Below are 12,720 nucleotides of genomic sequence, written 5' to 3' on the forward strand. Positions count from 1 at the left end.
TCAGCGGAACGTGTCGCGCTCCCCGCGCCCCTGGACCCGCTTCGGACCCGTCTTGAACCGGGGCCCACCCGGGTTCAGCACCGTGATCTCCAGGACGATCCCGTCGCCGAGATCGGCCGCGAGCCGCCCGAGCATCGCGGGCGCCAGGAACCGCAGCTGGGTCGCCCATGACGTCGAGTGCGCGCGCAGCGTGAGCGCCCCGCCCTCGAACGACACGTACTCGCAGTGCTCGGCCACCTGCGGGCCGAGCAGCTCCGACCACCGGTGCTTGAGCACGCCCGCGACCTGGTCCGACGGCCCGCCCAGCTGGTCGAGCAGGCCGCTGACGGTCGAGCCGATGAGCTGCGGGTCGCGGGCACCGGGTCCGGCCGTCCCCACCTGCACGGGGACCAGCGGCCGACGACGCGCGGGGTCTCCCGGACGGTAGCCGCGCTGCGCAGCCGCAGCCTTCGCGCGTCCCAGCGCGCCGAGCGCCACCTGTCGCGGCGGGGTCAGCTCCACGAGCTCGCGCAGCGGGGTGTCCACCGCGCGGGGCTGCGGGAAGAGCTCCTCAGAGGACACGAGCCACCTCGCCCCCCATGACGTCCACCCGCGCACCGGCCAGCGGAGCCGGGACGTCGTCGGCGACCGCCGCCGTGATCAGGACCTGCCGGGCATGCGCGACGAGCTCCGCCAGCCGGTCCCGGCGTCGCGCGTCGAGCTCGGCGAACACGTCGTCGAGGATGAGCACCGGCTCGCCGTCCGGTCCCCAGTCGCCCCCGACGCCCTCGTCGCCGCGCGTCAGCAGCTCGTACGACGCGAGCCGCAGCGCGAGCGCGAACGACCACGACTCCCCGTGGCTCGCGTACCCCTTGGCCGGCAGCCCGCCGAGGGAGAGAACGAGGTCGTCGCGATGCGGGCCGACGAGACTCACGCCGCGCTCGATCTCCTTGCTCCGCAGACGGCCCATCGCCTCGAGCAGCTGCGCCTCGACCAGCTCGACGCCGGCCGTGTCGTCCTCGATCTCCAGCACCGCGTCCAGCGACGCCTTGTAGGTCACGATCGCGTCGCCCTGTCCGGCGCTGACCTGCGCATACGCCTTCTCGACGTGCGGCGCGAGCGCCCGGACCAGGCTCCGCCGCGCGACGATGATCTGCGCGCCCGTCTGCGCGAGCTTGGCGTCCCAGACGTCCAGCGTGCGCAGGTCCGCACCCGCCCCCCGACGCGCGACGGCCGCCGACTTCAGCAGCGCCGACCGCTGCCGCAGGACCCGGTCGTAGTCGGCCACCGTCCCGGCGACGCGCGGCGTCAGCTGCACCAGGAGGTCGTCGAGGAACCGTCGTCGGCCGTCGGGGTCACCCTTGACCAGCGACAGGTCCTCCGGCGCGAACAGCACCGTGCGCAGGATGCCCAGCACGTCGCGCGCCCTCGTCGGTGAACCGCCGTTGACCCGGGCGCGGTTCGCCTTGCCGGGCGTGACCTCGATCTCGACCAGCGTCGACCGCGGCCTTCCCGGCTCCAGCTCGCGCACGACCTTCGCGCGGACCACCGCCCTGGTCGTCCCGGCACGCACCAGCGCGGCATCCGTCGGCACCCGGTGGCTCCCGAGCGTCGCGACGTAGCCCATCGCCTCGACCAGGTTCGTCTTGCCCTGCCCGTTGGGACCGACGAGCGCGGTGATCCCCGGCTCCAGCGGGAGCTCGACCTGCGCGTACGAGCGGAAGTCCGTCAGGGAGAGGTGGGCGACGTACATCTGTTCCGGCTACAGCGACTGTGACGGCGGTGTACCGGTGACCGGACCCGTGGTGCCCGCCGGCTTGACCGCGTGCCCGCCGAACTGCTGACGCAGCGCCGCGACGGCCTTCATCGCCGGGGACTCCTCCTGGCGGGACTGGAACCGCGCGAACAGGGCCGCCGAGATCACCGGTGCCGGCACGGCCAGGTCGATCGCCTCGTCGACGGTCCACCGACCCTCGCCGGAGTCCTCGACCCAGTCGTCGATCTCGCCCAGGCCCGGGTCCTGGCCCAGCGCCTTCACCAGCAGCTCCAGCAGCCAGGACCGCACGACCGTACCTCGCTGCCACGCGCGCATCGTGCCGTGCACGTCCGTGACCAGGTCCTTCGCAGCCAGGAGCTCGTAGCCCTCGGCGTAGGACTGCATCAGCCCGTACTCGATGCCGTTGTGCACCATCTTCGCGAAGTGGCCCGCGCCGACCGTCCCGGCGTGCACGAAGCCCTCCTCGCGCGGGCCCTCGGGACGCAGGGCGTCGAACACCGGCATGACCTTCGCGACGACGGCCGCGTCCCCGCCGACCATCAGGCCGTACCCGTTCTCGAGGCCCCAGACACCACCGGACACCCCGGCGTCCAGGAAGTCGACACCGGTCTGCGCCAGGACGTCGGCGTGCTTCTGGTCGTCCTGGTAGTACGAGTTCCCACCGTCGATCAGGATGTCACCCCTGGTCAGCAGGCCGGCCAGCTCCGTGACGACCCCGTCGGTGATGACCCCGGAAGGCACCATCACCCAGACGACCCGCTCACCGGCGGGCAGCGCCTCGACCAGCGCCTCGAGCGACGGGACGTCGGTCACGTCCGGGTTGCGGTCGTACCCCGTGACCTCGATGCCCGCGGCACGGATGCGGGTGCGCATGTTCGCACCCATCTTGCCCAGACCCACCAGACCGATGTGCATGACTGTGCCTCTCTCGGATCCGCGCTCGCGCGTCCCACTGTGCCGCACGAGGCGGCGGTGCGCCGGTCAGCTGGCGAAGCGGATGGGGACCAGCAGGTACCGGTACTCCGGGTTGTCCTCGCCCTCGAGCGACTCCTGGCCGGTGAACTCCACCGGCTTGTTCGGGTGCGTGAACGACAACCGCACGAACGTGGTGCTCAGCGCGCCGAGACCGTCCAGGAGGAACTGCGGGTTGAACGCCACGGAGATGTCGTCGCCGACGAGCGTCGCCTCGAGCGCCTCGGACGCCTGCGCGTCGTCGCCCTGGCCCGCGTCGAGCACGACCTGGCCCTCGCTGAACGACAGCCGGATCGGGGTGTTGCGTTCCGCGACGAGGCTCACGCGCTTGGCGGCGTCGGCGAGGGCGTGCGTGCTGACGATGGCGTGGATGGGCGTCTCGTCGGGGAACAGCCGGCGGACGGCCGGGTAGTCCCCGTCGACCAGGAGGCTGGTGGTCTGCCGGCCGGCGGCCTCGAACCCGATCATGTCCACGCCGGAGCCGGTGGACAGGGCGACCGTGACCGAGCCCGCGCTGCCGAGCGACTTGGCGGCGTCCGACAGCGTCCGGGCCCGGACGAGGGCGACGGTCGAGATGTCCGGCGACGACGGCTTCCAGGTGAGCTCACGCAGCGCGAGCCGGTACCGGTCGGTGGCCAGGAGCGTCACCTTCTCGCCCTCGATCTCGACCCGTACGCCCGTGAGCAGCGGCAACGTGTCGTCCCGGCTGGCCGCGACGGACACCTGGGCAACCGCGTGCGTGAGCTCGTCACCGTCGACGGTCCCGGTGGTCGGCGGCATGACCGGCAGGTTCGGGTAGTCCTCGACCGGCATCGTCAGGAGCGTGAAGCGGCTGGCACCGCACGTCACCACGACCTTGGTGCCGTCGAGCACGACGTCCACCGGCTTGTCCGGCAGCGCACGGGAGATCTCCGCGAGCAGACGGCCCGAGACCAGGACCGTGCCGGCCTCGCTCACGTCGGCGGGGATCTGCGACCGCGCGGAGACCTCGTAGTCGAAGCTCGAGAGCTGGACCGTGCCCGTGGTGTCGGCCTCGAGGCGGACACCTGCCAGGACAGGGACCGGCGGCCGAGTGGGCAGGCTGCGCGCCGTCCACGTGACGGCGTCCGCGAGAACGTCACGGTCGACCCGGAACCTCATACCTCACCTCTCGTCGAGCTGGCCTGGCCGGCATGCCGTCACGGGTTCGTGCGGGGTCCAGGCACAGGCGTCAGGCGAACACTACGCGAGACGTCGGACGCTCGGTACGGGCATGGGGATGACGACGACAGCCGTGTCGTTCGAGGTGGTGCGCCGGTCGCCCGAGGTCCCTCTGGCGGTGTGTGGATCCCCTACCTAGAGAAGTGTCATCGTCGTCATCGGTCCTGTGCACTGTGTGGATGGTCGATGTCCGTGCAGGTCAGGGCACGATCAGGCTGTGCACCCCGGGTGTGGGTCGATTCGGACGTGCGGTGGACGACCGTGGACGACGCGAGAAGGCCTCGGCTGCGTCCACCGGTCGGGGGCATGCCGTCCACACCCGCACTGCGTGTCGTCCACCGTCGTCCACAGGTGAGTGCACAGGTGTGGAGATTCGTCCCATGCATGTCTCATCCGGAGGGTGAAGGTTCGAGTCAAGGGGCTCGTATCGATTCGACGGTGAGAGTTGTCTCATGCCTAGAAGCCCGCTATGCCTGTTTGTGAACCGGAAGATTGGTCCGGTGATGTCCGGTTCGTCGTGTTTCTGCAGGTCAGAGCGCTGCGGAGATGTGAACGGAGAGCGAGTGCGCCGAATGGGTGAACCGTGTCACAAGTGTCCCCAGGTTCCTGTGGACAGCTGTGGATAACTCCGCCCTAATCAGCCTCTGTTCTGCTGCTTGATGCGGTTCGTGAGCTCGGTGACCTGGTTGTAGATCGACCGCCGCTCAGCCATCAGCTCACGGATCTTGCGGTTCGCGTGCATGACCGTGGTGTGGTCACGGCCGCCGAACGCCTGCCCGATCTTCGGCAGCGAGAGGTCCGTCAGCTCACGGCACAGGTACATGGCGATCTGACGAGCAGTGACCAGCACGCGCGAGCGGCTCGAACCGCACAGGTCGTCGATGCTGAGCCCGAAGTACGCGGCCGTCTGGCCGATCACCTGCGTCGCGGTGATCTCCGTCGTCTGGTCGTCGGTGATCAGGTCCTTGAGGACGATCTCGGCGAGCGACAGGTCGACCTGCTGGCGGTTGAGGTTCGCGAACGCCGTGACCCGGATCAGGGCACCCTCGAGCTCGCGGATGTTGGTCGAGATCTTGCTCGCGATGTACTCGAGGACGTCCGGCGGGGCCTGGAGCCGTTCGCTGCCGGCCTTCTTGCGCAGGATCGCGATGCGCGTCTCGAGGTCGGGCGGCTGGACGTCGGTGATCAGGCCCCACTCGAAGCGCGACCGCATCCGGTCCTCGAAGCCGTTCAGCTGCTTGGGCGGCAGGTCGGAGGTGATCACCACCTGCTTGTTCGCGTTGTGCAGCGTGTTGAACGTGTGGAAGAACTCCTCCATCGTCTGTTCCTTGCCCTGCAGGAACTGGATGTCGTCGATGAGGAGCACGTCGACCTCGCGGTAGCGCCGCTGGAACGCGCCCGCCTTGCCCTCGCTGATCGAGTTGATGAAGTCGTTGGTGAACTCCTCGGAGTTCACGTACCGCACCCGCACGCTCGGATAGAGGTTCTGCGCGTAGTGCCCGATCGCGTGCAGCAGGTGCGTCTTGCCCAGACCCGAGTCGCCGTAGATGAACAGCGGGTTGTACGCCTTGGCGGGTGCCTCCGCGACCGCGACCGCGGCAGCGTGCGCGAACCGGTTCGAGCTGCCGATGACGAACGTCTCGAAGAGGTACTTCGGGTTCAGTCGTGCGGGCTCCGCCGGCATCCGCCGGTTCGCCGGGGGCGGACGGTCGTCGTTCCGGCCGCCGTACCGGCGCTCACGCACCTGGTCGTCGCGGTCGTCCTGCCCGTCGTCGGGCACCAGCGACAGGTCCGGCCGTGCCTCGCGGCGCGCGTCGGCCTCGTCGGCCTCGCGCTCGTCACGCGACTGGCTGTAGGGCTCGTGGCGCTGGTCCGCACCCGAACCGACCACGCGGAGGGCCGGCGGTGCGTCCTCGGCCAGCTCAGGGTCGACCGTGATCGCGAACCGCGCCTCCCGGTCCAGGGCCGTGCTCAGAGCAGCGGTCACCTCACCCCGCACCCGCGACTCGAGGTAGTCCTTGGTCAGGTCGTTGCCGACTGCCAGGAGCAGGGTGCCGTCGAGGAGACCGAGAGGCCGGGCCAGGCGGACGAAGGCGATCTGGCGCGGGGTGATGTCCGGACTCGACTCGAGGGTCGACACCACGTGACCCCAGACCCGGGAAAGCTCTTCGTCCTGTGACACGTGCTACCTCAGCTGTTCGATCGCGTGGGTGGTCGAGTCTCGCACGACCGCGCGTTGTCCACACAGTTGTCCACACCTGTGAGCAGTTGGTCTCGCTGGTGTCATGGGCGTTCAGACACGATGAGATCGGCTCGTCGGGCGCCGTCCTGCGGGTGGTGGTCGTCGCACCTGTCGGCCATCCACCACGATGTGATCCACAGGCTGCGCCCCCCGGCGACGATGACCGATGGTAGTGGCCCGGGGCGGGCGCGGGGAGTGCTCGGTGGGGTGACGTCCGTACCCCTGTGGGACGATCCCTCCGGCGCGTCGCGCGCATTTGACCGGCCACTGCGGCGGGAAGTACGGTATTGCAGCCTTCTCGATGGCCCCTGCTGGCGCGCCCTGACGCCGCACGCACACGATGTGTGTCCTGGGAGCAGTTCGATCTCGGCAGCCTGAACCTGGTCGCGCGGCACATGCGAGACCCACTCGATGTACTTGGAGACTCTCGTGAGCAAGCGCACCTTCCAGCCGAACAACCGGCGCCGGGCCAAGACCCACGGCTTCCGCCTGCGTATGCGTACCCGCGCCGGCCGCGCGATCCTGGCGGCACGTCGCCGCAAGGGCCGCGCGGAGCTCTCGGCCTGACACCACCGTCGGTGCTGTCCGCTGCGCACCGCATGCGCCGCGCTGCCGACTTCGAGCAGGCGGTGCGCCGAGGCGCGCGCGGCGGACGGGACACCCTCGTGGTGCATCTGACGACCAGGACCGACCATTCGCCCTCCGGGCCTGTGGTCGGTCTTGTCGTGTCCAAGGCGGTGGGTACCGCGGTGACACGCAACCTGGTCAAGCGGCGGCTGCGCGAGCTCGTCCGCGCCCGGCTGGCAGCGATGCCCGCCGACGCCGGCATCGTGGTCCGGGCACTCCCGCCGGCGGCATCACGCCCGTTCCGTCTGCTGGGCGACGATCTCGACGCCGCACTGGAGACAGCCACCCGTCGTGCTCGACGTCGGACCGAGGCCTAGTCATCCCATGACTCTTCGGTCCATCGCCCGCGGGATCGTGCGGGCTCCCGGTCGGCTGCTGCTGCTCCTGCTCAAGGGGTACCAGCGGTTCATCTCGCCGATGACACCCCCGACCTGCAAGTTCTACCCGTCCTGCTCGCAGTACGCCGTCATCGCGGTCCAGCGCCACGGCGCGATCCGTGGGACGGGGCTCGCCGTCTGGCGAGTGCTCCGCTGCAACCCCTGGAACCTGGGTGGCGTGGACGACGTTCCACCAGCACGACCCGTCCACCACCATCACGACGTGGCACCGTCCACACACTGACCCCCCGAGGAGTTCTGCCCGATGGACTGGTTCGACGGTCTGCTCAAACCGATCATGGTCGTCGTGGCCTGGATCATGGTCCAGTTCCACTCGCTCTTCGAGGCGGTCGGTCTCGACCCCGCAGGCGGTGCCGCCTGGTCGCTGTCGATCGTCGGCCTCGTCATCGTCATCCGGATCCTGCTGATCCCGCTCTTCTTCCGGCAGATCAAGGCATCGCGCGGCATGCAGCTGCTCGCTCCCGAGATGCAGGCCATCCAGAAGAAGTACAAGGGGAAGACGGACCCCGCGTCCCGTGAGGCCATGAGCCGCGAGACGATGGCGCTCTACCGCGAGCACGGCACCAACCCGTTCGCGTCGTGCCTGCCGATCCTGCTCCAGTCCCCCATCTTCTTCGCGCTGTTCCGCGTGCTCATCGAGCTCCCGAACATCGCGTCCGGCAAGTACCCGCCCATCGGTCCCATGTCGCCCGAGCTGGCGGCGCAGGCCGAGGCAGCGACGATCTTCGGTGCCCCGCTCTCCGGCACGTTCATGCAGGCCGGCTCCGGTCCCGACGCGATGGCCATCCGCATCGTCACCGTGGTGCTGATCATCGCGATGTCGGCCACCACGTTCCTCACCCAGCGTCAGCTCACGATGAAGAACATGCCGCCCGCCGCGCTCCAGGGGCCCATGGCGCAGCAGCAGAAGGTCCTGCTCTACGTCCTGCCGCTGATCTTCGCGTTCTCCGGCGTCAACTTCCCCATCGGTGTCCTCATCTACTGGACCACCACGAACCTCTGGTCGATGGGGCAGCAGTTCTACACGATCCGCCGGATGCCGGCCCCCGGATCCCAGGCCGAGATCGCCATGAAGGAGCGCAAGGCCCGGAAGTCCAAGTCGCACGGCACGATCGAGGAGGCCGCAGCGCCCGCGGTCATCATCGAGGAGAAGCCGCGCGGTCAGCGAGAGCAGCCCAAGCGCAAGGACCGCAACAAGCCTCGCCCCGTGGTCGACGACGTCAAGGACAAGCCCGTCCCGCCCAAGGACAGCGACGGCCCCAGCACGCCGACGCCTGGCGCACCCACCAAGCCTAAGAAGTAGCGCACCCGCGCGACGATGATCGGAGAGAGAACTCCATGACTTCGACCCAGCCCGACGCCGTCCCCGTCGAGACCACCAGCACGAAGCGTCTGGAGGAGGAAGGCGAGATCGCCGCCGACTACCTCGAGGAGCTGCTGGACATCGCGGACCTCGACGGCGACATCGACATCGACATCGACCACGGCAGGGCCGCCGTGGAGATCGTGTCCGAGGACCCTGCCGACCGGTCGCTCTCCCGCCTGGCTGGTCACGACGGGGAGGTTCTCGACGCTCTCCAGGAGCTGACCCGCCTCGCCGTCCAGGCGAAGACCGGGGAGCGGAGCCGGCTCATGCTCGACGTCGCCGGCTACCGGTCCGCTCGCCGTGCCGAGCTGGTGACCGTGGCCGAAGAGGCGATCGCACGCGTGAAGGAGTCCGGCGCGGCCGTGGCACTCGACGCCATGAACCCGTTCGAGCGCAAGGTCGTGCACGACACGGTCGCCGCTGCGGGTATGTCGAGCGACTCCGACGGAGTGGAGCCCAACCGCCACGTGGTGATCCGGCCGGCGTAGCTTCTGATCGAACGGAGGGGTGGGCCTGCGGGCCCACCCCTTTCTCGTGTTCGCGACGATGTTTCACGTGGAACGTCAGCGCGCGGGAGTCCGCGGTGGCGCGACTTCGATCAACTCTCGGCCGAGGTAGGAGCGGCGGCTCGCTGTCCCGCACCAGCGCCAGATCGACTCGACGCAGTCAACGCTCTCGGACTCCGCGACAGGGACTCGTCCGGGCACATGACGAGGCTGGCCCTGTGCAACGGCCGACGTTGGATTCCTACGCAGTTGCGTCTTTCGCGATGTGGAGCTCAGGTGCGGCGACCGCCTTCTCGCTGTTTCACGTGGACACCGGCGGTGTTGCCTACGCTCACACGCTCGCGCGTCGTCATGTCACGCAAGCGATCCGACGGTCTCCTGTGAATGGACTCGGATGGTGGTGGCTTACTTGGCGGATGGTCGTCACCGAGCGAGAGGGCTGCCCACCGATGTTCTACGCAGACCTTGAAAGCCGTCCCCCTGCCCTGCGTGTCGCCTGTTCGTACTGTGCGCCAAGGGGTGGGGGAGCGGTCCCTCTCTCCGCAGCGCGCTTGCGCAGCCTGGCGAGTCCCCAGTCGTAGGACGAGCCGGACTCGCCGCCCTTAGACCAGCGCGTCGTCCTCTTCGGACGGGCCCCGCCCTAAACCGCGGTCTCGGGGAGGTCGGACAGCTGCTCACTCGTACCCATCGACATCTCGCTTCTCGTTGAGGCGGCGCCTTCGTTTCACGTGAAACGGCGTAGGCGCTCCCCCGGCCTTAGCTGCTAGACCGGACCAGAACGGCACATCCGGCCAACTGGCTTGGTGGAGGACCGACCGGATGGGTGGGGAAGCGACCCGGTTGACCATTGAGAGGGGCGCTAGCCCCTTGCGCTTCCGGGGCGTTCGAGTGCCTGGCTCTGGTGTGGATGTGTGCCCGCGGAGGGTGACGTGGGTTTCAGCGCCTTTCGAGTCGGTCCACGAAGAGCGGTGTCGATTCAGAGCATTCGATGTCGGTGCGCGTCGGTGGGCGTCGCTTCGGTGCCTTCGGACGTTGGCCCGTGACCGCGGTGGCCGGTTCAGTGCTCTGGGACGTCGGTCCCCGATGACGTGCTTCCCGTACGTGGTGCGCGGGGGTTCCGGCCGTCTGTCACCGTTTCACGTGAAACGGTCTTCCATCGCAGCGGCGGCGTCCGCAGTCAGTCTCCGAACTCCGGGCGGAGTTGTCACACCCCACCGGCTCGGGGGTTCAGCGCTGGACACTGATGCAGGGCTGAGGTCCTTTAGAAGCAAGGGCTGAGCTGCTTCAGAAGCGACGGGCACAACTCGTTGCTCGGTGACGGGGGAAGCAGAGGCACAACTCGTCGCTGGGTGTCCGAGATTGGCGGGGGATCTTGGCGAGCGTCGGATGCTGGCGAGAACGGATCCCTGCGGGAGGAGTCCCCGCCCGTGTCTGGGTGCTATCTCGTCTGGGGAACGGGAGGACGACCTCGACACACCGGCCTTTGTCGGCAGCTGGTGGGTGTCCGCATCCAGGTGCACCCGGCGACTCAGAAGGTGGCGCATGGTTCGGTTTCATCGACTCCGCACTACTCGCTCTGTTCACACGACGGATGCGTGTTTCACGTGAAACTGACGGACACTCCTCCGCGGCCAGCGCGATCACGGGCATGGGGCGGGGCGAGACATCCACGCGGGTCCGTCACACGTACGGTTGCCCGCCCGAGGGCGTCGTCGCCGCTGACATGTCTGCCACGGCGTTGTCGAGAGTGGTCGGGTGCCAGTGGCTGAACGTGTCTGCGACCGTCGGTGCGACGCCGACCTAAGGATCGACAACCGCGCTCCCACTCCTGCGCGGTCGAGCTCGCCGGAGCCTAGATGCCTCGGAAGGGGACCAGGAGATGCGGTCTTCCCGTGCCGGTAGACGCTCGGGCCCGCATCAACGCCAGTCGTTTGCCGACTGTGCCCGAGGGCTTCGGGTGGACGAACAGCCAGCCGCGTCTTCGGATCCGCCTGGCGGAGCCGCAATGCTTGGGTGTCCCGACAGTTCCATTTGAAGGCGTCGGGCCCGAGTCGTTCGGGCTTGATCTCGATCGTGCGGCTACGTCTCGCAGTGGTCTGTGTTTCACGTGGAACATCGGGCAGGCACTGGGCCTGCCGTTGCTCCAGGATCCCCGCGGCGGTGTTCGTCTAGACCGCCTGCGTGCACTTCGACGCGGGCGGCCCCACACCGGTCTCCAGGCTCTGTCCGTGGTGGCGACCCGCCTCGCCTGCCGCCGTGCCTGCTGCGCGGCGTGCCCGAAGGATCCCTAGCGACGGCACTGATCGAAAGCAGCAGGTCGACCGAGGCGCGCACGCACACCCCTTGGCCTTTTGCCGCTCTAGCTCGCAGGAGGCTGGGACGAGCTCAAGGTGTGGTCTCGCTCCCGGGTGATTGAGGCGTGCGGAACGAGCTCCGGTGCGCCGAGGTGGGGTCTCGGGCCTGGAGGAGTTGGCCAAGACTAGTGGCCGGAGGTCAGAGCGCTTGCGTCTACTCACACCGACGGATCAGCGAGCTGCCAGGAGTTGCGGTCGACGGCCCCCGCCCGCAACCGTGACGCGCCACGCCAGGGACCCGTGAGTTCCAAGGCCCCCGGTCTCGATGCAGCGTGCCCCTCGGCGTCGCGCGGTGTCGAGAGTGCGGCTCGCAGGGTCGCGCGGGCTAGCGTCTTGCTCCCCGCTTGGTGAGTGTCACCCGGAGCGGGTGGGTGTCGTCCCGCGGGAACTGCATCTTTGGTCACGCTCTTCGAGGCGTCCGTGGTCGGACCCCCGGCCCCCGGAGACTTGGCGAGACAGGTTCGGACCCGGGACGGCCGGAGCCTCACATCAGAGGTACGTAAGCGGTCTGGGCGGACGTGGATCGCTCGGTTCGGAGCACCCGTCCTGCTCCCAACCGGGCGAGGTCTTCGCCGTGCGGGCGTCGGGTTCAATCAAGCGCCATCCGTGGAGGGTGATGGGGCGGCATGGCGGACGACGAGGGCTCTTCTTGCGGTGCAGCGTGGGCGCTCAGGTTCCCGCAGCTGTGTTTCACGTGAAACCAGGACGCTCGAGGCGCGATCCGCCTACGACCGTGCTGTGTTCACGTGAAACCAGGACGCTCGAGGCGCGATCCGCCTACGACCGCCTGGGTTCGCGAAGTGGTGATGGCGTAGGCGTGTATCCAGTTGGACCGAGCCTCTCACTGGCACGGGTAGCTAGAGAGCGTCGCTCTGCTTTGGGTGCGGCTTCGACGCCGGCGACCTGCCGTACTCCGCCGGCGTGTGCAGATGCCCATCATGTTTCACGTGGAACGGATGACGCTTCCAGGAGGGCCAGGCACAGCCGCAGGGCTCGGAGCGGCACCACTCATGCCGCAAGGGGTGGCGAGGTGCGCGTCGCATGATTTCTGACGTTCAGGCCTTTTGACCTGTGGGGCCGTCGGGCGTGCCGGTCTGCAGGGCTGCCGCGCAGCAAGCCTGCCGGCATGCGGTGCCAAGGGATCGGGCCCGAGGAGGCGGAAAGCGTGCGTGCGGCGGCCCTGAAGGGGCGCAAAAGCGCCGGGCTGCCGGGGCTGAGGGCCGTAGGGCGGCGTAGAGCGCGGGCTGTTGGGGCCAAGGGGCGTAGGGCGGCGGGCTGTGGGGGTCGAGGGGCGCAGAG

10 protein-coding genes are annotated in these 12,720 nt (G+C 68.8%); 5 read left to right on the forward strand and 5 right to left on the reverse strand.

Annotated features, from left to right (window positions below; translation table 11 throughout):
• The 5 genes from CTE05_RS17220 to dnaA form a co-directional block, all read right to left on the reverse strand.
• Positions 1 to 561, reverse strand: coding sequence for a DciA family protein (locus CTE05_RS17220; protein WP_246123723.1), 561 nt, complete (start codon positions 559 to 561; stop codon positions 1 to 3).
• On the reverse strand, positions 551 to 1,732 hold the full coding sequence (recF, locus tag CTE05_RS17225) for a DNA replication/repair protein RecF (RefSeq protein WP_146847536.1): 1,182 nt from the start codon (positions 1,730 to 1,732) through the stop codon (positions 551 to 553). The genes CTE05_RS17220 and recF overlap by 11 nt, the downstream gene beginning before the upstream one ends.
• A 9-nt stretch (positions 1,733 to 1,741) precedes the next feature.
• Complete coding sequence (gnd, locus tag CTE05_RS17230; protein ID WP_146847537.1) at positions 1,742 to 2,671, reverse strand: phosphogluconate dehydrogenase (NAD(+)-dependent, decarboxylating); 930 nt, start codon at positions 2,669 to 2,671, stop codon at positions 1,742 to 1,744.
• A 66-nt stretch (positions 2,672 to 2,737) separates the two neighbouring features.
• Positions 2,738 to 3,868: a DNA polymerase III subunit beta gene (dnaN, locus tag CTE05_RS17235; RefSeq protein ID WP_146847538.1), complete on the reverse strand. Its 1,131-nt coding sequence runs from the start codon at positions 3,866 to 3,868 to the stop codon at positions 2,738 to 2,740.
• A 697-nt stretch (positions 3,869 to 4,565) separates the two neighbouring features.
• Positions 4,566 to 6,110 (reverse strand): chromosomal replication initiator protein DnaA, encoded by a 1,545-nt coding sequence (gene dnaA / locus CTE05_RS17240; protein WP_146847539.1) that lies wholly within the window; start codon positions 6,108 to 6,110, stop codon positions 4,566 to 4,568.
• Between the two features lie 489 nt (positions 6,111 to 6,599).
• On the opposite strand from dnaA, the gene rpmH reads away from it, so the two are divergent.
• From rpmH to CTE05_RS17265, 5 genes are read left to right on the forward strand one after another with little or no spacing between them, the layout of a single operon-like run.
• Positions 6,600 to 6,737 (forward strand): 50S ribosomal protein L34, encoded by a 138-nt coding sequence (gene rpmH, locus CTE05_RS17245; protein ID WP_010849920.1) that lies wholly within the window; start codon positions 6,600 to 6,602, stop codon positions 6,735 to 6,737.
• An 11-nt stretch (positions 6,738 to 6,748) separates the two neighbouring features.
• The gene (rnpA, locus tag CTE05_RS17250) at positions 6,749 to 7,114 is read left to right on the forward strand and encodes a ribonuclease P protein component (protein ID WP_146847540.1); all 366 of its coding nucleotides are present in this window, start codon (positions 6,749 to 6,751) and stop codon (positions 7,112 to 7,114) included.
• Between the two features lie 7 nt (positions 7,115 to 7,121).
• Entirely contained in the window at positions 7,122 to 7,418 is a 297-nt protein-coding gene (gene yidD / locus CTE05_RS17255) for a membrane protein insertion efficiency factor YidD (RefSeq protein ID WP_146847541.1), read from the forward strand.
• Positions 7,419 to 7,439: 21 nt separating this feature from the next.
• Positions 7,440 to 8,498, forward strand: coding sequence for a membrane protein insertase YidC (gene yidC / locus CTE05_RS17260; RefSeq protein ID WP_146847542.1), 1,059 nt, complete (start codon positions 7,440 to 7,442; stop codon positions 8,496 to 8,498).
• A gap of 35 nt (positions 8,499 to 8,533) precedes the next feature.
• Positions 8,534 to 9,049 (forward strand): Jag family protein, encoded by a 516-nt coding sequence (locus tag CTE05_RS17265; RefSeq protein ID WP_146847543.1) that lies wholly within the window; start codon positions 8,534 to 8,536, stop codon positions 9,047 to 9,049.
• Positions 9,050 to 12,720 lie beyond the last annotated feature (3,671 nt).

It is taken from the genome of Cellulomonas terrae (genome assembly GCF_007990265.1).
Taxonomy (GTDB): domain Bacteria; phylum Actinomycetota; class Actinomycetes; order Actinomycetales; family Cellulomonadaceae; genus Cellulomonas; species Cellulomonas terrae.